The following is a 20,700-nucleotide window of genomic DNA, read 5'->3' as shown; positions in this document are numbered from 1 at the left end:
TGAATTTTTATAGGTGGTAAGTTACCAAAATCTTTTGGTAAGAAGTTTTGGTAAGAGAGTTTAAGCCTTGTTCTTACTGGGTTTATGCAATTTTGATAAGAAGTAAATTTTTTGGTAAAAAGTGGTTAGAAATAAAAAAAAGGCGGTGTTATTCCGCCTTAGTGATAAGATTAAGTGATTCTCTGATTCTTGGTCTGATTGTGTCATTTGTTCGCGTCTTGGTTTCTGGTTGTAGTAACTCTATAATTTCTCTCTCTATATCTTTGCTAATCGCACTTTGATTAATTCCGCCATTTCCTTTTTGATACTTTTGTTTATATCCTGCAAGAAGATTAGAAAGTGCACCAATCATCAATAAATGAGTTTCTCGCTCCCTAACATCGTAAGCCTTAGCATTTTCTAAAACTGGTTCAGAATCTACCACACCTTGTTGTAGCTTTTGTTCAAGCTCTGCCATTCTATCTTGTTGTGCTTTTAATTCCGCCTTTAAGCGTTCATTTTCAGTTTGCAGTAGTGTGTTTTTGGCTTTTTCTTCCTGTAATTCGGTTGAATTTATAGAAAGATCTGATTGGTCTTTAAGTTCTATGATTTGACTATTATCTCTAGCGACTTCTAAAGGTTTCCGATATGGTGGCACATTCCACTTCAAGCCGTAAGTTCTTGCCCATTCTTCAGCTACCTCGTGAGTTAGAAAAACATCTTCAACATAGCCGTTTATATCGTTTTCAATTCTAGCGCGAATATAGCCTCTTTCCGCGGATTGTTTAATTGCCTCTTTAATAGTTTCATAGCGTGGGTGCTGGTGGGCGTTCCAATCTTTTGGCCAAATATCTAAAATCAGGCAAGCGACATCGTGCAAAGATAATTCGGGGAATAATCTATAATCCTCTAAATAGTCATTGTCACTATTTTTTACACTAATAGTTCTCCCTAATATATTTTCAATTTCACTACGATTTATAAGCAGTGTTTTAAAGTCATTTATATCCATAATATCGCCCTAAAATGGAATCTGTTCATCGAAAAAATATTCATAGCCATTGTTTTCTGATACAAATTGAAGAGACCTTTTAAAATTATTATCGTCTCTTTCAATACTAGGCTTTAAACCGCCATATTCTTTGTATAATTGAATGTATCTATCACCTATGATTCTTAAAATATCATTGGCTGTATTAGTGTAATCAAACCCAGTTTGAGACTTTGCCCACTCAATCAATTCATAAAGGCTTATATATTCGCCTCTATTTTGGCTAATTTGTTGTAATTGATTCGACTTGGCTTTATCCAGTAGTGATATGCCCGAGTCTTTAATTTGTTTGGCAATTTCAACGCGTCCAACAAATAGTTGATCAATATTTGAAACACCAACAGAATTATTAATAACAACATCTTTTAGCCTGCCTTTTACATTATCAAACCCATCTGCAAAATAGTTTGTCATTGGTTCATAGATATAAAAAGGATCACTCCTTTTATCAAAAATTTTGCAATAACAGAAAGAATTTGTATATTTCCCATTTTGCCGAAATCCAAATAAAAGGCTTTCTAATTTATCAGCCACTTGGCTTACAGTTTTATTTGTGTAAACAGATATAGATAAAATTAAATCTTTAAAACTGATCAAAGGTTCTGCATGATTTTTGAATGATGATAAAAATTGATCATGATTGCTCACAAAAACGCCCCTTAACGTTAGCCCTTATTAGTAGGAGTGCGACAAATAGCAATAAGGGTTACTATCTTTCAGTGTGGGTAATTAGTCCGCACCTAGTCGCACTTAATTTTATATACTCAACCGCTTATCAGGTTTACGCCTGTTTCTGCGGGTTGCTGTGCGTTTATTATTTTACCTGATATTTTGTACAGTTCAAGTGTAAAAAATCTTCGCTTTCCTTACCTGCCACCAGCATTTGAAATTTCATCTCTATTCTTCACTCTCCAATTAGCCTTATTTCCCTGTTATTTTGGTTAAAAAATAACTTTGCTCACTTCATGTATCACTTTATCACTTGTTAATCACTTCTCTTTTTACTCTATTTTCTTCTTTAAAATCAAAAAGATATAAATAGTAGAAGTGAATAAGTGAATAAGTGATTAAGATTTATAAAAAAAAATCACAAGGGGTATATAAAAAAATAGACAAAAAAATAACCGATAACGTTACTTGTTATCGGCTATCGGTGGTGGCTTAAACAACCATTTTCAAATGATGCTTAGGCAATGCACCGTTTGAGCATTCCTCAATAAAATCGCCCCATACCTGTAAGAGTTTAAAACGCTGCTCTAATCGTTCCCCACGGTCATAGGCTGCCTTGATTCTGTCTGATTTCATGTGCGATAGAGCAACCTCGATTAATTCGCTGTCATAGCCTTTATCATTCAAATAGGTGCTTGCGATAGCTCTCAATCCATGTGCAACTAATTTACCGTGATAACCCATGCGCTTTATTGCAGAATTTGCCGTTTGTGTGTTTACGTGGGTTTGAGGGTTCTTTGCGCTAGGGAATAAATAAACCTTACTTTCACTTCGTTTTTTAATTTCTCGCAATAATGCCATCGCTTGCCGTGATAGAGTGATTTTATGCTCACGCCCTTTGTCTGTTTCTTTAATCCCTTTTTTGATGTAAATCGTCCATATTCTCGCTTGCTCATCAATATCCTCATATCTTGCGGTAGCCGCCTCATTTGGGCGTGTCATAGTGAGCATCTGCCATAGAATTAAAAAACGAGTCTGTAAGTGAATTTGAGCATTGTTTAAGGTGTAAAGAAATTCCCCTAAATCTTCTGGCTTAATGGTTTTAAAGTGTTCTACCGTAGGGCTATCAAATTCTTTAGATATTTTTTCGGTAGGGTTGCTTGATATGTAGCCTCTATGCAAGGCGTAAGACATTATTTCATTGTGCTTTTGAATGGTGCGCTTAAGTTTCTCTAGCGTTCCCTCATCTTGATAGCGTTTGAACGCTTTCAGTGCCATAGGGGCAGTAATTGCAGAGATAGGCAATGCGCCAAAGTGCGGTAAAAGATTTCTTCTTATTAGGCTGGCCACGTCTTTTTGATAATCCAAAGAAAAGTTCTTTTTTGTTTTACGATATTCGAACCACGCCCACGCCATCGATTCATAAGTATTAGCTAAATCATCTGTCTTTGTTTTGTGTAGGTGCTCCCTGTGGGTTTTAGGATCTATATTTTGCGCCAATAGCGCACGATATTCTTCACGGATTGCGCGCGCCTCTGCTAACGATAAATCAGGGAATGAACCTAGGCTTATTTCAGTGCGTTTAGGTGGAGTAGTAAAAGGCTTGTAATAATTAAATCGCCATAGCTTAGAGCCATTGGGCGTTATAGATAAAAATAAACCTTGCCCATCTATTAGCTTGTAGGGTTTATCTTTTGGTTTCGCTTTCTCTATTTGTGTATTGGAAAGGGTTTTAGTAGTACGTGCCATAGTAGTACAACCTTATTTTAGTAGTATAAAACTGAGAGCGGTTGCGCCCAGTGTTTGCAAGGGGTTTCAGCGTTTTAGGAGTATAATTTTTCCCTCGTTAAAAAAGATCCTACTAAATCTACTCCTAAAATTCTAGGGTTAAATAGTGTTTTATAGTGGCGTATAGGGAATAAAAAAGCCTTGATTCCAGTAAAATCAAGGCTTTGTAATGTCTTATAATGACGTATGATTTTGATTGTTGGTGGAGCTGGGGGGAGTTGAACCCCCGTCCGAAATTACTCTACCTTCAGTACTACACGTTTAGTCTCGTCTTTAATTTCACTTAAGCATGCGGACAGACACGCTAAACTTAAGCTAGTTTGATTCAATTTAGTGCTTCGATCCTCAAACAGTGGCTTCCACACGATCTCGTTTTGGTTTGACTCCGCGTTATCCCCGTCTTACGAGCGGAAGCTAGGGCGCGAAGGCTAAATGCAGGTTATTAAGCTGCTAAAGCGTATTGTTCGTCGTTTGCGACTATTTTTTTGCGGTTTATTTACGAGGCCTACCGCACCTCGACGTGCACCTTGGGCTTCGCTAATCCCGTCGAATCCAGAATCAGCCCCAAAACTGTGCGTTAGTCTAACAAAAAAAGAAAGGTAGGGAAAGTCGAGATTGATTGAATTGCTGCGTTAAAGGGCATTTATAAAATATCAAATTGCTAGGCTATTAATTTTAATGTATATTTAAACAGTTATTTACTTGATTAATATTAGAAAATATTTAACCGCACTTTTTTTATGCTACAAGATAAAAAAATTATTCACATTGATATGGATTGTTTTTACGCATCGATTGAGATTCGTGAAAATCCTAATTTGCAGGGAAAGCCTGTTGCTGTGGGTGGTTCTTCTCGTCAACGTGGTGTATTAACAACTTGTAATTATGAGGCGAGAAAATTTGGTTTGCATAGTGCAATGCCAACAGCTCAAGCCATAAAAAAGTGTCCTAATCTCATTCTTGTGCCCGTGAATATGGCGTTGTATAAACAAGTTTCGGCACAAATTCATCAAATCTTCCAGCGCTACACTGATATTATTGAACCACTTTCTTTAGATGAAGCTTATTTAGATGTTACGCACTGCCAAAAATGTTCTGGTTCTGCTACTTGGATCGCACAAGAAATCCGCCAAGCAATTTTTAATGAGTTGAATTTAACTGCCTCCGCAGGTGTGGCGCCTTTAAAATTCCTTGCCAAAATAGCTTCGGATATGAATAAACCTAATGGGCAATTTGTGATTAAGCCGAATGAAGTCGAGGAATTCATTAAAACCTTATCTCTAAATAAAATCCCTGGCGTTGGTAAAGTGACATCACAACGATTACTCGATATGGGATTAGAAACTTGTGCTGACATTCAAAACTTTGATCAAATCGTCTTATTAAATCAATTTGGTAAAGCGGGTAAACGTATTTGGGATTTTAGCCACGGCATTGATGATCGTGAAGTACAAGCCCATCGTGAACGTAAATCAGTTGGCGTAGAACAGACGTTGATTGAAAACATTCACACAATTGAGCAAGCTTCAGCCTTATTGAATAATCTTTATCAAGAGCTAATTCGTCGCCTTGAGCGTGTTAGCCGTAATATACCGTTATCTGCATTCCGTAAAATTGGCGTAAAGCTTAAATTTGAAGATTTTCAAGTAACTACTTTGGAGAAAACAGGTTTGCCCCTTTCTTTGGAGAGTTTTCAGCAATTACTTCCTCAAATTTTTATGCGAGCAAAAGGGCGAAAGATTCGTTTGATTGGACTACATGTCAATTTACCTGAAGAAAATAAACAAGAACAAATGAGCCTCTGGTGATATAATCTCGCGGTTTTTTAGGAGTCGATACCATGGAACATAAATTAGAAGATATTATTGCAATTTTTAATCAATGTTTTGAAGAGGAATACAACACTCGCTTAGTCAAAGGCGGTGATGAACCCATTTATTTACCCGCAAATGATGAAGTGCCTTATAACGCGATTTATTTTGCGCGAGGCTTTTACAGCAGTGCATTGCACGAAATTGCCCATTGGTTAGTGGCAGGCAAAGAACGTCGTAAACTAGAAGATTTTGGTTATTGGTATGAGCCAGATGGACGTTCTGAAGAACGTCAGCGTGATTTTGAAAAAGTTGAAGTTAAACCGCAAGCATTAGAATGGATTTTGGCAACGGCAGCAGGTTTCCGTTATTTTGCTAGTGCGGATAATTTGAATGGCAATCCAGGTGATACACAGCCTTTTAAACAAGCCGTGTATGAACAAGTGAAAATCTATGCGGAAAAAGGTTTACCAAAACGAGCTGAAACGTTACGCCATGCTTTTGCTATTTTTTATGGCACAGAAGATCGTATTGATTTAAGTAAATTTGATGTGACGCGTATTTAAAGAGCGGCGATTTTTAACTGCACTTTTGACACTGTCAATTCTCCCTAAAATCGGCTAGAATACGCCGATTTTATTTTCGGTGACTTACAAATGATGAAAGATTCCATTATTGCAAAATTAGAAAGTTTAAAAGAACGTTATGAAGAGCTAGAAGCCCTATTGGGCGATGTTTCTGTAATTAGTGATCAGGATAAATTCCGTGCGTATTCTAAAGAATATTCGCAACTTGAAGAAGTGGTGAAATGTTTTAATCGTTGGACGCAATTAAATCAAAATATTGAAGAAGCTGAAATATTGCTCGACGATCCTGAAATGAAAGAAATGGCGCAAATGGAAATCGAAGAATCCAAAACGGAAATTGAAGAAGTGGAACAACAACTTCAAATTCTTCTACTGCCGAAAGATCCTAATGATGAATATAACTGCTATTTAGAAATTCGTGCGGGAACTGGCGGTGATGAGGCGGGTATTTTCGCCGGTGATTTATTCCGTATGTATAGCCGTTATGCTGAAAGTAAACGCTGGCGTGTAGAAATGCTAAGTGCTAACGAAAGTGAGCAAGGCGGTTATAAAGAGGTGATTGTTAAAGTCACTGGCGAAGGTGTGTATGGTCAGTTGAAGTTTGAATCTGGCGGTCATCGTGTGCAACGTGTACCAAAAACAGAATCACAAGGGCGTATCCACACGTCTGCTTGTACTGTCGCGGTAATGCCAGAATTGCCAGAGTCTGAAATGCCAGAAATTAATCCAGCAGATTTGCGTATTGATACTTATCGCTCATCAGGAGCTGGTGGTCAGCACGTAAATACAACGGATTCTGCGGTTCGTATTACACATATTCCAACAGGTATTGTGGTGGAATGTCAGGATGAGCGTTCACAGCACAAAAATAAAGCGAAAGCAATGTCGGTATTAGCGTCACGTATTGTTCAAGCAGAGCAAGAACGCCAAGCTGCAGAACAAACAGATATGCGCCGTAACTTATTAGGTTCGGGCGATCGTTCTGATAAAATTCGTACATATAATTATCCGCAAGGTCGAGTCACAGATCACCGTATCAATCTCACAATTTACCGTTTGGATGAAGTGATGAATGGTAAAATTGATGAACTGATTCAGCCGATTATTACCGAATATCAAGCGGATCAGTTGGCGGCATTGTCTGAACAGAATTAATGATAGGGACATCTGATTTCAGATGTCCTTTTTAACTTTACAGGGAAATAAAATGATCATTGAAAATCAAAAAGATGCTGAATTTTCTTCTGCTTTCAAGCCTTCTCAACCCGCTCAAGCGAGCCGTTTTAAACGTTGGCTTGCAAGTATGATTAATGGGCTTGTGCTTTGGATGATGGTTGGTCTCGGTTTTGCGTTGGGGGATTTTGCCGGTGTAGTGGGGACGATTGTATATGCTGGTTTTCAGTTATATTTCATGAAAATTTATGGTCAAACAATGGCAAAACGCTGGTTAGGCTTGCGAGTATTTAATTATCATACCCATCAACCTGTTGAATTTGGTAAATACATCGGTCGTGAGATTATTGATATTTTATTGGCATGGACGAGTTTCTTATTGATTATTAGCGGTATTGTTGCACTTGTGCGCGATGATCGTCGTTCTTTAACGGATTTAGTGGCTGGCACGATTGTGTTAAAAGACGAAAAATAATGAATTATAAAGAATGGCTGGCACAAGCAATGGTGGATTTAGCACAAAAAAATCCCACTGAAAATAGTAAAATTGATGCGCTTGTGCTTCTTCAACATGCTACTGGCAAATCGCGTACGCAAATCCTTGTTTTTGATGATACTGAGATTGATGAAAAAGTGCGGTTAAAATTGACCGCACTTTTAGATCGTCGTCTAAAAGGCGAACCTATCGCTTATATTCTTGGTGAAAAAGAATTTTGGTCGTTGCCGTTAAATGTCTCAAAAGGCACCTTGATTCCAAGACCAGATACTGAAATTTTAGTGGAAAAGGCATTACAAATTGCCTTAGAAAAATTACAAGAAAATCCACCGCACTTTCGTATTCTTGATCTCGGTACTGGCACAGGCGCTATCGCGTTAGCATTAGCATCGGAGCTTTCCTCTATTTGTCAAAAACGACAAATTTCATTAGAAATCATTGGTGTTGATCTTATGCCTGATGTTGTGGAGTTAGCTCGATCTAATGCAGAAAGAAATCAGTTAAATGTACAATTTTTACAGAGCAGTTGGTTTGAAAATATAACAGGGCAGTTTGATCTTATCATCAGCAACCCGCCTTATATTGATGCGCAAGATGAACATTTACGTCAAGGAGATGTGCGTTTTGAACCCCTTTCCGCATTAGTTGCCAATGATGCGGGCTATGCTGATTTGCGTCATATTATTGAATTAGCGCCGAGTTATTTGAATTCTAATGGCGCATTATTGCTTGAACACGGATGGCAACAAGGCGAAAAAGTGCGGTCAATTTTCCAAGAAAATCATTGGGAAATGGTTGAAACCGTGCGTGATTATGGCGACAATGAGCGCGTCACTTTAGGTTTTTGGAAGAAGTAATGAAATATTATCGACGTGCGTTATACGATCAATTTGTGCATTTTTATAATACTATCTCAGATGATGGATCATCAGAAGCACAAATTCGGGGAAAAATTGGCGGGTTTGTACGTCGAGCGCGTAAAGAAATTTCGCCAGATTGGCCGAAAGAAGAGCAAATTCATCAGTTATTACAGCTATTTTATGGTGATTGGGGCTTTCATTGTGATTCAGAAGAGTATTTCTATGCACGCAATTTATATTTGCCTTATGTGTTGGAGCATCGCAAAGGAATGCCAGTGACGCTTGGGGCAATTGTACTTTATTTAGCCGAGGTATTAGATTTACCAATTTATCCTGTCAATTTCCCAACACAGCTCATTTTACGTGCCGAAGTAAGAGATGAAGTGGCTTTTATTGATCCTTGGGATGGTACTTATATATCGCAAGAAAAATTACAGCAACTTTATGAAGGTGCATTTGGCTTCGGAGTGCAAATTCAACCTGAAGAACTTGATAGAGCCGATCTTTCTTTACTTTATTCTCGTTTTGAGCAACTAGCGAAGAATGCGCTCATCCGCGAAGAGCATAACGACATGGCATACCGTTATATTGAGAATTTACTGATTGGCAATGATGAAGATCCTTATCATATTCGCGATCGCGGTTTAGTTTTAGCTCAGATGGGGGCCTATCCTTCAGCATTGAAAGATTTAGAATTTTTTGTGGAACGTTGTCTGGAAGACCCAACTGCAGCTTTAATCCGAACTCAACTTTTAGAACTTAAGGGCGAGATTGATAAAGATTCTTTTTCCCTCCATTGATTTAAGGAAAATTTATGCAAAATAAAATTGTAAAAATCGGCAATATTGATGTTGCAAACGACAAACCTTTCGTACTTTTTGGCGGAATGAACGTACTTGAAAGCCGAGATATGGCAATGCAAGTCTGTGAAACTTATGTGAAAGTGACAGAGAAACTTGGCGTGCCTTATGTGTTTAAGGCTTCTTTTGACAAAGCGAATCGTTCGTCTATTCATTCTTACCGTGGCCCAGGCATGGAAGAAGGCTTAAAAATTTTCCAAGAATTAAAAGATACCTTTGGGGTAAAAATTATTACAGATGTACACGAAATCTATCAATGTCAGCCTGTTGCTGATGTTGTCGATATTATTCAGCTTCCAGCCTTTTTGGCGCGTCAAACAGATCTCGTTGAAGCGATGGCAAAAACAGGCGCTGTGATTAATGTGAAAAAACCACAATTCTTAAGCCCAGGTCAAATGGGCAATATCGTGGAAAAAATCGAAGAATGTGGTAACGATAAAATCATTCTTTGTGATCGTGGAACAAACTTTGGGTATGATAATTTAATTGTGGATATGCTTGGCTTCAGCGTTATGAAAAAAGCATCTAAGGGTAGCCCAGTTATTTTTGATGTAACCCATTCACTTCAATGCCGTGATCCATTTGGGGCGGCATCAGGTGGCCGTCGCGCACAAGTCACTGAATTAGCTCGTTCAGGTTTAGCTGTAGGAATTGCTGGTTTATTCTTAGAAGCGCATCCAAATCCAAATCAAGCGAAATGTGATGGCCCATCAGCTTTACCACTTTCCGCTCTTGAAGGCTTTGTATCTCAAATGAAAGCGATTGATGATTTAGTAAAATCTTTCCCAGAATTGGATACCTCAATCTAAGAAAATATTTAAGCAAAAGTGCGGTTAATTTTGACCGCACTTTGTATATAAAAGGAGAAGTGATGAATATCGTCTTTTTAGATAGTACGGCTATCCCGAAGCATATCCCTATTCCTCGTCCAAGTTTTGCGCATACTTGGACTGAATATGAGCATACATCTTCTGCTCAAACGATTGAAAGAGCGAAAGATGCTGATATTGTTATTACGAGCAAAGTCATTTTTGAGCGAGAAACGTTAAAACAATTACCTAAGTTAAAGTTGATTGCGATTACTGCAACCGGTACAAATAATGTTGATCTTGTGGCAGCAGAAGAAATGGGCATCGCTGTGCGCAATGTGACTGGTTATTCCAGCACGACAGTACCAGAACATGTCATGGGATTAATTTTCGCTTTAAAACATAGTTTAGCAGGTTGGTTACGCGATCAAATGGAAGCAAAATGGTCGGAAAGTAAACAGTTTTGTTATTTTGATTACCCAATTACAGATGTGCGCGGTTCCACATTGGGCGTATTTGGTAAAGGTTGCTTAGGGACAGAAGTGGGACGTTTGGCTAATGCCGTGGGAATGAAGGTGCTTTATGCAGAACATAAAGATGCCTCTGTTTGTCGTGAAGGTTATACGCCTTTTGAGGAAGTATTAAGACAAGCGGATATTGTGACGTTGCATTGCCCATTAACTGAAACAACCAAGAATTTAATTAATGCAGAAACCTTATTCAAAATGAAAAAAGGGGCATTCTTGATTAATACAGGACGAGGGCCTTTGATTGATGAAGTTGCCTTAGTTGATGCGTTAAAAACGGGGCATTTAGGCGGAGCGGCTTTGGATGTAATGGTAAAAGAGCCGCCAGAAAAAGATAACCCATTAATTTTAGTTTCAAAAACTATGCCTAATTTAATTATCACACCGCATATTGCCTGGGCGAGTGATAGTGCAGTGACAACATTAGTTGGCAAAGTAATGCAAAACATCGAAGAATTTGTACAACAATTAAATCAAAAATAATGAATTTTCCTATTTCTCTTTATATTGCACTACGTTATTGGCGTGCGAAAAGTGCGGATCGTTTTGGACGATTAGTGACTAATCTTGCAAGCATAGGGATTGTGCTAGGTGTGATGGCATTGATTATCGTGCTTTCTGTGATGAATGGATTAGAAGGTTATCAAAAACAACAGGTGCTATCTTCCATTCCTCACGCGATTGTGAGTGAAGAACAGCCCATTTCTACAGAAAAAACATTAGAAAATTTACCGCACTTTGTCCAAAAAGCCGTGCCGATCAATACAACAAATGTGATTTATCAAACGACAAAAGGCGTGAGTGCAGGACAAATCATTGGTATTCAATCATTTTCTGATGATCCTTTGGTTGAATCTTTTGATCAGGCTAAATTTAATGAAATTTTGCCTAGTGGGGAATTTAAACTAGTCATTGGTGATCAACTGGCGCAAAAATTGGGCGTGAATGTCGGGGATAAAATCCGTTTGATGATTACGGAAAATAGCCAATATACACCATTCGGTCGCGTGCCAATGCAGCGTTTATTTACGGTTAGCGATATTTATTATGATTATGGCGAAGCATCGGGTTATGAAGCCTTTGCTAATATTACAGATATTGGTCGCTTAATGCGTATTCAACCGCAGCAAGCGCAGGGCTATCGTTTATTTTTGAATGATCCGTTCCAAATTACAGAACTCCCACAACATTTCCCAACACAAAAAATCACGGATTGGCGTGTCCAAAAAGGTGAATTTTTCCAAGCGGTGAGAATGGAAAAAAATATGATGGGATTGCTGATTAGTTTGATCATTGTCGTGGCGATTTCCAATATCGTCACCTCTTTAAGTTTGATGGTGGTGGATAAACAAGGGGAAATTGCGATCCTGCAAACTCAGGGCTTAACAAAATCCCAAGTTCGTTCAGTATTTATTTATCAAGGATTACTGGTAGGATTTGTTGGCACATTGCTCGGTGCTATTTTAGGTGTCTTAGTCACCTTGAACTTAACGGAGATTGTAAGTGCGGTAAATCCACAGGGTGTTTTTTTACCGACAGAATTGTCATTTATTCAAATGATTTTTGTCATTGGATTTTCCTTGTTGCTTTCTTTACTTTCTACACTTTACCCAGCTTATCGAGCAGCAAAAGTAGAACCTGCCGCTGCCTTGCGATACGAATAAGTTTTTTAATGATAAATGAATGATGGATGAACAATCACTTTTAGCTTTTGATACACAACATATTTGGCATCCTTATTCTTCAGTTTCTTCTGATATGCCACTTTATGCGGTAGAACGTGCAGATGGCGTGATGATAACCTTAAAAGATGGACGTTGTTTGATTGATGGCATGTCTTCTTGGTGGGCAGCGTTGCATGGTTATAATCACCCTCGTTTAAATGCGGCGGCACAGAATCAGTTGGCAAAAATGAGCCATATTATGTTTGGCGGTTTTACCCATGAACCCGCGGTGGAATTAGCCCAATTATTGGTACCAATTTTGCCAAATGGATTAGATAAGATCTTTTTTGCTGATAGTGGTTCTGTTGCTGTAGAAGTAGCGATGAAAATGGCTATTCAATATCAGCACGCTAAAGGGGAAGTACAACGACAAAAATTCGCCACTATCCGTTCGGGTTATCATGGCGATACTTGGAATGCGATGTCTGTGTGTGATCCAACCACAGGAATGCATCATTTATTCCATCATAGCCTGCCAGTACAATATTTTCTTCCTCAACCCAATATTCCATTTAATGAACCTTGGAATGATGGTGCGATTGAACCTTTAGCTGATTTACTTAAGAAAAAAGGGAGCGAAATCGCCGCACTTATTTTAGAGCCTGTCGTGCAAGGTGCGGGCGGTATGTATTTTTATTCGCCAACTTATTTAGTGAAAGCGCAAGCGCTTTGTAAACAATATGGTGTATTGCTAATTTTTGATGAAATTGCCACGGGTTTTGGCCGTACTGGGAAATTATTTGCTGCCGAGCATGCTGGGATTTCGCCAGATATTATGTGCATCGGTAAAGCCTTAACAGGTGGTTATTTAACTTTATCGGCAACCATTACGACTACTGAAATTGCGCAAACTATTTGTCGCGGTGAGGCTAAATGCTTTATGCACGGCCCCACTTTTATGGCAAATCCATTGGCCTGTGCGATTGCAGCAGAATCTATCCGTTTATTGTTGGAAAGCCCTTGGCAGCAAAATATTCAGCGAATTGAGTCTTCCTTAAAACAACAGCTTTCGCCTTTAGCTGAAAAAGATTACGTCAAAGAAGTTCGCGTATTAGGGGCGATTGGGGTGGTTGAAATGAAAAGTGCGGTAAATATGAAAACTTTAGTCCCACGTTTTGTGGAACAAGGTGTTTGGATTCGACCTTTCGGAAAATTGGTTTATGTGATGCCTCCCTTTGTGATTAAAGATGATGAACTTCAGAAATTAACAAAAGGCATGATTCTGGCTTTAACTCAGGAATATGAACATTAGGATAAAAAATGGATGCTTTCAAACAGCAATTGGAAAAGCTTAGCACACAAAATCAATATCGTTCAATTCCAGACTTAGTTCATCAAGGACGATATATTACGCGAGAAAATCGCAAAATGTTGAATATGTCATCTAATGATTATTTAGGTTTGGCATCAAATGAAAATTTGCGCCAGTCTTTTTTACAGCAATATGGCGATAATTTTCCTCCTTTTACCAGTTCTTCGTCTCGTTTATTAACAGGAAATTTTCCTGTTTATACCGATCTTGAGCAGCTTATTGCTCAATGTTTCCAACGAGAAAGTGCTTTATTATTTAACAGCGGCTATCACGCTAATCTTGGTATTTTACCGGCGTTGACGACAACAAAAAGTTTAATTTTGGCAGATAAATTAGTGCATGCCAGTATGATTGATGGTATTCGTTTAAGCCAATGTGAGTTCTTTCGTTATCGTCATAATGATTATGAACATCTAAAGAGTCTGCTCGAAAAAAATGCCGGAAAATTTGACCGCACTTTTATTGTGACAGAATCGGTTTTTAGTATGGATGGCGATGTAGCTGATTTGAAGTATCTTGCTCAATTAAAAAAACAGTTTCCAAATACTTATCTTTATGTGGATGAAGCCCATGCAATAGGTGTTTATGGTAAAAACGGATTAGGTATTGCTGAGCGAGCTAATGTGATAGCTGATATAGATTTATTGGTTGGTACTTTTGGCAAAGCCTTAGCTTCAATGGGAGCTTATGTCGTCTGTGATCAAATATTAAAAGAGTGTTTAATTAATCAAATGCGTCCATTGATTTTTTCAACCGCACTTCCGCCGTTTAATGTGGCGTGGACTCATTTTATTTTTGAACGATTGCTACAATTTTCAAAAGAAAGAACGCATCTTGAGCAGTTAAGTGCATTTTTACGCCAAGAAGTGGAGCATAGAACGCAAATAATGCCAAGCCAAACTTGCATCGTTCCCTATATTTTAGGTGAGAACGAAAAAACTCTTGCCAAGGCGAAAGATCTGCAAGAGCAAGGTTATTATTGCTTGCCGATTAGACCACCGACAGTACCAAAAGGTACATCCAGAATACGATTATCTTTGACGGTAGATATGACAATGGATGAAGTAAAACAGTTTGTGGCATGCTTATAAGGAAATAATGTGAAAACGAAATTTTATGATCATCAAGGTGAGCATTTAATAGTTTATTTTGCTGGCTGGGGGACACCTCTTGATGCTGTGGCTCATTTGATTTTGCCAACAAATCATAATTTATTAGTTTGCTACGATTATCAAGATTTGAAGTTAGATTTTGATTTTTCTACCTATCAGCAAATTCGTGTAGTGGCATGGTCAATGGGTATTTGGGTGGCAGAGCGAGTATTACAAGGAATCACCCTACAATCTGCCACAGCAGTGAATGGAACAGGTTTACCTTGTGATGATAGCTTTGGTATTCCCTATGCTATTTTTAAAGGTACGCTAGAGAATCTCACAGAAAATACTCGTTCAAAGTTTGAACGTAGAATCTGTGGTGATAAAGTATCTTTTGAACGTTATCAACAATTTTCTGTACGACCATTTAACGAAATTCATCAAGAACTCACCGCACTTTTTGCGATGATTCAGAAAGATAAACGTGCCGATCTTATTCACTGGACAAATGCATGGATTAGTTCTCGCGATAAAATTTTTATGCCGGCTAATCAGCACCAATATTGGGCATCGCGTTGTGCCGTTCAGGAAATAGAGGGTGAGCATTATGTATTTTCAAGATTTACCCACTGGTCGGCATTATGGAATTATTAACTTCCGTAAATAAATCGTGTATTCAACAAGCCTTCCAAAAAGCCTTCCAAAAAGCCTTAAATAGCTATGATGAACATGCGCTAATTCAACAAAAAATGAATATTAAGTTAATGATGCATTTGCAAGACTATTTACCAAATGGATCATTAGATAGTGTATTGGAGCTAGGTTGCGGTTCTGGTATGTTGAGTACGTTGTTGCAGAAACAGATTTCAGCCAATTATTGGTTATTTAATGATTTGTGCGATGTGTGCTCTCTACTCGCTGAAAAGCTGATTCAACCCTTTGATTTTTCTTGTGGTGATGCAGAGAACTTTCCTTTTCCACGACGATTTGACTTGATTGCTAGTGCATCAGCTGTACAGTGGTTCCATCATCCTGACAATTTTATTTCCCATTGTAAAACAGGATTGAAACCTAATGGTTTATTGGCGATGACGAGCTTTGGCGAAGATAATTTAAAAGAGATTCGCCAAATGACGAATGTGGGGTTAAGTTATCCGAATTTATCTCAATGGCAAAATTGGTTAGCCAATGATTTTGAGCTTTTATGGTGTGACGATTTTAATGTAATACTAGACTTTGATACGCCATTGGATGTACTCAAACATCTGAAATATACCGGTGTAACAGCGACTAACCAGAAAAATTGGACAAGAAAAAATCTCAACAAATTTATTGATGACTACTTACAGGCTTTTAGGTTGCCATCGGGTAAAGTGCGGTTAACTTATCATCCATTGTTTTTTATCGCACGTTATTCTCGTGCTGGAAATTAGTAAGGCGTATTTATGGGCAAGGTTATTTTTGTATCGGGCATTGATACCGATGTAGGTAAAACAGTTGCAACAGGCATTTATGCTAAAAAGTTGATGGAACAAGGCTTTTCCGTTATTACACAAAAAATGATTCAAACAGGCTGTAAAAATATCGCTGATGATTTGCTTGTACATCGAAAGATTCAAGGGATTGATTTGACGGAAGAAGATTTACAAGGCGACACCTGTCCTTATCTTTTTGAATATCCTTGTTCTCCTCATTTAGCGGCAAAGCTCGAAGGGCGAGAAATTAATGAAAAAATTATTGAAAAATCCACCGCACTTTTGGCAGAAAAATATGATTATGTGTTGCTGGAGGGGGCAGGTGGATTAATGGTGCCCTATTGCGAAGAGGCGACGACGTTAGATTATATCCAGTCAAACAATTACTCTTTGATTTTAGTGACATCTGGAAAACTAGGTAGTATAAACCATACATTATTAAGTTTAGAGGCTTGTCGTACTCGCGGTATTTCAGTATTAAGTGTAATGTATAACGGTTACCCAGAATATGATTCTATTATTAGTCAAGAAACCCAACGCTATTTAAAACGTTATCTTGAAAGATATTTTCCTGAAACAGGATTTGAATACTTTGGGTGTATTGAAATTTAAGCTCAAGGAAAAGTGTGATAGACTCGCGCCAGTTTTTAATGAGATGATTTGTTGCTAAAGTGCGGTTAAAACGAGTAAAAAATGAATAACTATTTATTAAAATGCGAAAACATCAATAAATTTTATCAGGAAGGTGAAAATCAAACGCAAGTATTAAAAGGCGTTTCTTTTTCTATGACACCCGCAGAGTTGGTTGCGATTGTAGGAAGCTCAGGTTCAGGGAAAAGTACTTTATTGCATACTTTAGGGGGACTTGATCAGCCAAGTAGTGGGGAAGTGTTTATTAATGGACAATCCTTGCAAAAAGCATCGGCTAATGAATTAGCTGCTTTGCGTAATCGTTATTTAGGATTTGTGTACCAATTCCATCATTTAATGGCGGATTTTACCGCACTTGAAAATGTGATGATGCCGATGTTGATTGGTTATCAAAATAAAACAGAAGCGAAAGATTGTGCCGAAAAAATGCTAAGTGCGGTGGGATTAAGTCATAGAATTACGCATCGTCCATCAGCGCTTTCTGGTGGGGAACGTCAGCGCGTGGCGATTGCACGTGCTTTAGTGAATAATCCATCGTTAGTTTTAGCGGATGAGCCCACAGGGAATCTCGATCACAAGACCACAGAAAGCATTTTTGAACTCATTCAACAACTTAATCAAGAGCAAAATATCGCTTTTTTATTAGTCACTCACGATATGGGGCTTGCTGAAAAATTATCACGCCGTTTAGTCATGCAAGATGGTATTTTGAAGGAAGGTGCATAATGAATACGCCGTTTTTTATTAGTTGGTGTTATCAACGTGGCAAGCAGAAAAATCCTTTAGTTGCGTTAATTGCAAAATTTTCTGCAATTGGCATTGCGCTGGGGGTTGCAGTTTTAATTGTTGGTTTAAGTGCGATGAATGGTTTTGAGCGTGAGCTTAACCAACGAATTCTTGCAGTGGTTCCTCATGCAGAGATTTTATCTGCACCGAATGGAACGGAGCCGACCATTCATCATTGGCAAAATTTAGAAAAACGCTTACAACAAAATGCCCAAATTAAAGGTATTTCCCCTTTTGTTAGTTTTACTGCATTGGTAGAAAATGGCTCAAAACTGAAAGTGGTTCAGGTGAAGGGTATTGAAAAACAAGCAGAAGAACGAGTGAGCTCTCTTGGTAATTTTGTACAAGAGCAAGGCTGGGATAAATTTGGGAAAGAAGGTGGATTAGTCTTGGGATCGGGGATTGCTAGAGAACTTGATGTAAAAGCGGGTGATTGGGTTACTTTGCTTATTTCTCAGCAAAATGGCGATGAACAACTTGCTCAACCAACTCGTGAACGCGTGCAAGTCACTGCAATTTTACGTTTAGATGGGCAACTTGATTACAGTTATGCCTTATTGCCGCTTGCTCAAGCACAAGAATTTTTAACTTATAAACCTGATCAAATAACAGGTGTTGAATTGAAATTAGATGATCCTTTTTCTGTGAAAAATCTGGATTTGTCCATGCTTAATGACTATCCACAGATGCTTTATATTCAAAACTGGATTGGTAAATTTGGTTATATGTATCGCGATATTCAACTTATTCGAACTGTGATGTACATCGCGATGGTACTCGTGATTGGGGTGGCTTGTTTTAATATTGTTTCTACGCTGATTATGGCGGTAAAAGATAAGCAGGGCGATATAGCCATTATGCGTACGCTTGGGGCGAATAATGCGTTCATTAAGCGTATTTTTATTTGGTATGGCTTACAGGCAGGAATGAAAGGTTGCTTAATTGGTATTGTGTTGGGCGTTATACTGGCATTAAATCTTACAACCTTTATTCAGGGTATTGAGTGGGTTATCGGTAAGAAATTATTATCGGGCGATGTATATTTTGTCGATTTTTTGCCAAGCGAGTTACATTGGTTGGATGTTTTGATGGTTTTAGTTGCAGCGCTTGCATTGAGTTTAATTGCTAGTCTTTATCCAGCAAGTAGGGCCGCTAAATTACAACCAGCCCAAGTATTAAGTAACCATTAATTTTGTGAATACCGCATGAAAGTGCAGTATTTTTTTGTCTTTTATTCACTTAATATTTCACTTTATTTGGCTTGCAAGCATACGTTAAAGATAGTTTAATAACGAACTTGTAGGTTTTATTCTTAAAAAAATACAATGAACTAGTTTACTAGTGCAAAAAATAGGTGTAGATTACCTACATAATTAAAACACAACATTTGAAAGTTTGAGAGTGATATATGGCTAAAGAGAAAATTGAAATTGTCGTGGCAAACGACGATACGCGAATTGAAAAAGTCGATCAGGTGTTACCACCCATTGCCTTATTAGAAAAATACCCAGCTAGTGAACATGCTGCGGCATTAGTGAAGCAAACTCGTCATGAGGCACATAATATTATTCATGGTAAAGATGATCGTTTATTAGTGATTATTGGTCCTTGCTCTATTCATGATCCTAAAGCAGCGATTGAGTATGCAAACCGTTTAAAACCATTACGTGAAAAATATAAAGATAGCCTTGAAATTATTATGCGTGTATATTTTGAGAAACCACGTACAACTGTGGGCTGGAAAGGTTTAATTAACGATCCGTATTTAAATGATACTTATCGTTTAAATGATGGTTTACGCATTGCAAGAAAATTACTTTCTGATATTAATGACTTAGGTGTGCCATCTGCTGGTGAATTTTTAGATATGATCACGCCACAATATGTTGCAGATTTTATGAGCTGGGGCGCAATTGGTGCGCGTACGACTGAATCACAGGTTCACCGTGAGTTAGCCTCTGGTTTGTCTTGCGCGGTTGGTTTTAAAAATGCAACCAATGGTGGCGTGAAAGTCGCTTTAGATGCAATTGGTGCAGCAGAAGCACCTCATTATTTTTTATCAGTCACTAAATTTGGTCATTCTGCAATTGTTTCAACTAAGGGAAATGAAGATTGCCATATTATTCTACGTGGCGGAGATAAAGGACCAAACTTCAATGCTGAAGATGTGGAAAAAGTGTGTGCAAATATTGAGAAATCTGGCCGAATCCCTCATGTAATGATTGATTTTAGCCATGCCAATAGCTGTAAACAATACAAGAAACAAATGGATGTTTGCCAAGATGTGTGTCATCAAATCGCATCGGGTTCTAAACAAATCTTTGGTGTAATGGTGGAAAGCCATTTAGTGGAAGGTCGTCAAGATTTAGTTGATGGCAAAGCACAGACTTATGGACAAAGTATTACGGATGCGTGCATTGGATGGGAAGATTCTAAAAGATTATTGCAACAACTTTCTGATGCTGTTATTGCTAGACGTAAAGTGACGAGTAATTAATTGAAATATAATCTAGATACTAGATAGAAGTGCGGTTTATTTTCACCGCACTTTTTTATTCGCCTTTAACTACGCCGCCCATTTCATTTTATCGCGGCGTTTCATTTGATGAATTGTATTGGTTACTGTGCCGACAATAGGTAAATTCGACCAATCTTTTGTATTTATATTTGGTGTAGCGGAATCCAATGCCATGAAAAGGTAATTGCCGCTATGCGCCATAAATTCATAGACATGAAATTCGTTATTTTCTTCTAGCACAACAAGATCACCTGAATAAAGATCGTCATTTTTTTCGACGATTAGCATATCTCCAGTTTCAATTCCCCAAGCTAACATATTTGGATTGGTGACATGAATAAAACAGGTCTGCTTTGGACGTTTGATACAATAAAGATTCAAGTCTAGTTTTTTATTGAATTTAAGGCTGTCATCCATATCACTGAAAAAAGGGAGTGGATTATAAGAAAAATCCATTTCATATTGCGCAGTCAAAGTTTGGTTGTTCATTCTCTTATCTCCTGTTAAATAATATGGATAAATAACCTTTC

21 protein-coding genes and 1 other RNA gene are annotated in these 20,700 nt (G+C 38.1%); 17 read left to right on the top strand and 5 right to left on the bottom strand.

The window, feature by feature from the left end:
* Positions 1 to 148: 148 nt before the first annotated feature.
* The 4 genes from AC6H0A_RS03375 to ssrA form a co-directional block, all read right to left on the bottom strand.
* Positions 149 to 991, bottom strand: coding sequence for a hypothetical protein (locus AC6H0A_RS03375; RefSeq protein ID WP_253181215.1), 843 nt, complete (start codon positions 989 to 991; stop codon positions 149 to 151).
* A 9-nt stretch (positions 992 to 1,000) separates the two neighbouring features.
* Positions 1,001 to 1,678: a hypothetical protein gene (locus AC6H0A_RS03370; protein ID WP_497512414.1), complete on the bottom strand. Its 678-nt coding sequence runs from the start codon at positions 1,676 to 1,678 to the stop codon at positions 1,001 to 1,003.
* A gap of 513 nt (positions 1,679 to 2,191) precedes the next feature.
* A complete protein-coding gene (locus AC6H0A_RS03365) occupies positions 2,192 to 3,448 on the bottom strand; it encodes an integrase arm-type DNA-binding domain-containing protein (RefSeq protein WP_005641973.1) in 1,257 nt (418 codons plus the stop codon).
* A gap of 239 nt (positions 3,449 to 3,687) precedes the next feature.
* Positions 3,688 to 4,053, bottom strand: a transfer-messenger RNA (tmRNA) gene (ssrA, locus tag AC6H0A_RS03360).
* A gap of 174 nt (positions 4,054 to 4,227) precedes the next feature.
* Between ssrA and dinB the strand changes: the two genes are divergently transcribed.
* The 17 genes from dinB (at position 4,228) to aroG (ending at position 20,149) form a co-directional block, all read left to right on the top strand.
* Positions 4,228 to 5,295, top strand: coding sequence for a DNA polymerase IV (gene dinB, locus AC6H0A_RS03355; protein ID WP_005641975.1), 1,068 nt, complete (start codon positions 4,228 to 4,230; stop codon positions 5,293 to 5,295).
* 32 nt (positions 5,296 to 5,327) lie between these two features.
* Complete coding sequence (locus AC6H0A_RS03350) at positions 5,328 to 5,864, top strand: elongation factor P hydroxylase (RefSeq protein WP_005641976.1); 537 nt, start codon at positions 5,328 to 5,330, stop codon at positions 5,862 to 5,864.
* A 93-nt stretch (positions 5,865 to 5,957) separates the two neighbouring features.
* Positions 5,958 to 7,040, top strand: coding sequence for a peptide chain release factor 1 (prfA, locus tag AC6H0A_RS03345; protein ID WP_044233005.1), 1,083 nt, complete (start codon positions 5,958 to 5,960; stop codon positions 7,038 to 7,040).
* 52 nt (positions 7,041 to 7,092) lie between these two features.
* Positions 7,093 to 7,533 carry an RDD family protein gene (locus tag AC6H0A_RS03340; protein WP_044232945.1) on the top strand — a complete coding sequence of 147 codons (441 nt, stop codon included), beginning with the start codon at positions 7,093 to 7,095 and terminating at the stop codon, positions 7,531 to 7,533.
* Positions 7,533 to 8,411, top strand: coding sequence for a peptide chain release factor N(5)-glutamine methyltransferase (gene prmC, locus AC6H0A_RS03335; RefSeq protein ID WP_005641979.1), 879 nt, complete (start codon positions 7,533 to 7,535; stop codon positions 8,409 to 8,411). Before AC6H0A_RS03340 ends, prmC begins: the two co-directional genes overlap by 1 nt.
* Complete coding sequence (locus tag AC6H0A_RS03330; RefSeq protein ID WP_005641980.1) at positions 8,411 to 9,214, top strand: SirB1 family protein; 804 nt, start codon at positions 8,411 to 8,413, stop codon at positions 9,212 to 9,214. The genes prmC and AC6H0A_RS03330 overlap by 1 nt, the downstream gene beginning before the upstream one ends.
* A 14-nt stretch (positions 9,215 to 9,228) precedes the next feature.
* Positions 9,229 to 10,083 carry a 3-deoxy-8-phosphooctulonate synthase gene (kdsA, locus tag AC6H0A_RS03325; RefSeq protein ID WP_005641981.1) on the top strand — a complete coding sequence of 285 codons (855 nt, stop codon included), beginning with the start codon at positions 9,229 to 9,231 and terminating at the stop codon, positions 10,081 to 10,083.
* Between the two features lie 62 nt (positions 10,084 to 10,145).
* A complete protein-coding gene (locus AC6H0A_RS03320) occupies positions 10,146 to 11,093 on the top strand; it encodes a 2-hydroxyacid dehydrogenase (protein WP_005641982.1) in 948 nt (315 codons plus the stop codon).
* Complete coding sequence (locus AC6H0A_RS03315; RefSeq protein ID WP_005641983.1) at positions 11,093 to 12,274, top strand: lipoprotein-releasing ABC transporter permease subunit; 1,182 nt, start codon at positions 11,093 to 11,095, stop codon at positions 12,272 to 12,274. Before AC6H0A_RS03320 ends, AC6H0A_RS03315 begins: the two co-directional genes overlap by 1 nt.
* Before the next feature lie 22 nt (positions 12,275 to 12,296).
* The gene (gene bioA / locus AC6H0A_RS03310; protein WP_179231014.1) at positions 12,297 to 13,586 is read left to right on the top strand and encodes an adenosylmethionine--8-amino-7-oxononanoate transaminase; all 1,290 of its coding nucleotides are present in this window, start codon (positions 12,297 to 12,299) and stop codon (positions 13,584 to 13,586) included.
* Between the two features lie 8 nt (positions 13,587 to 13,594).
* Entirely contained in the window at positions 13,595 to 14,737 is a 1,143-nt protein-coding gene (gene bioF, locus AC6H0A_RS03305) for an 8-amino-7-oxononanoate synthase (protein ID WP_005641985.1), read from the top strand.
* Positions 14,738 to 14,746: 9 nt separating this feature from the next.
* The gene (locus AC6H0A_RS03300) at positions 14,747 to 15,394 is read left to right on the top strand and encodes a DUF452 family protein (protein WP_005641986.1); all 648 of its coding nucleotides are present in this window, start codon (positions 14,747 to 14,749) and stop codon (positions 15,392 to 15,394) included.
* Positions 15,382 to 16,173, top strand: a complete 792-nt coding sequence (bioC, locus tag AC6H0A_RS03295; RefSeq protein ID WP_005641987.1) for a malonyl-ACP O-methyltransferase BioC — start codon at positions 15,382 to 15,384, stop codon at positions 16,171 to 16,173. The genes AC6H0A_RS03300 and bioC overlap by 13 nt, the downstream gene beginning before the upstream one ends.
* A gap of 12 nt (positions 16,174 to 16,185) precedes the next feature.
* Complete coding sequence (gene bioD / locus AC6H0A_RS03290) at positions 16,186 to 16,827, top strand: dethiobiotin synthase (protein WP_005641989.1); 642 nt, start codon at positions 16,186 to 16,188, stop codon at positions 16,825 to 16,827.
* Positions 16,828 to 16,908: 81 nt separating this feature from the next.
* Positions 16,909 to 17,592 carry a lipoprotein-releasing ABC transporter ATP-binding protein LolD gene (lolD, locus tag AC6H0A_RS03285; RefSeq protein WP_005641990.1) on the top strand — a complete coding sequence of 228 codons (684 nt, stop codon included), beginning with the start codon at positions 16,909 to 16,911 and terminating at the stop codon, positions 17,590 to 17,592.
* Positions 17,592 to 18,842, top strand: a complete 1,251-nt coding sequence (lolE, locus tag AC6H0A_RS03280; RefSeq protein ID WP_005641991.1) for a lipoprotein-releasing ABC transporter permease subunit LolE — start codon at positions 17,592 to 17,594, stop codon at positions 18,840 to 18,842. The genes lolD and lolE overlap by 1 nt, the downstream gene beginning before the upstream one ends.
* Positions 18,843 to 19,060: 218 nt before the next feature.
* On the top strand, positions 19,061 to 20,149 hold the full coding sequence (gene aroG, locus AC6H0A_RS03275) for a 3-deoxy-7-phosphoheptulonate synthase AroG (RefSeq protein ID WP_005641992.1): 1,089 nt from the start codon (positions 19,061 to 19,063) through the stop codon (positions 20,147 to 20,149).
* A 69-nt stretch (positions 20,150 to 20,218) separates the two neighbouring features.
* On the opposite strand, the gene AC6H0A_RS03270 is transcribed toward aroG, so the two are convergent.
* Positions 20,219 to 20,659 (bottom strand): LexA family protein, encoded by a 441-nt coding sequence (locus AC6H0A_RS03270; protein ID WP_005641993.1) that lies wholly within the window; start codon positions 20,657 to 20,659, stop codon positions 20,219 to 20,221.
* Positions 20,660 to 20,700: the final 41 nt, after the last annotated feature.

The sequence above is a fragment of the Haemophilus sp. THUN1692 genome (assembly GCF_059704395.1).
The sequence above is the reverse complement of the archived record's forward strand: the minus strand, read 5'-3'. Positions and strand labels throughout refer to the sequence as shown.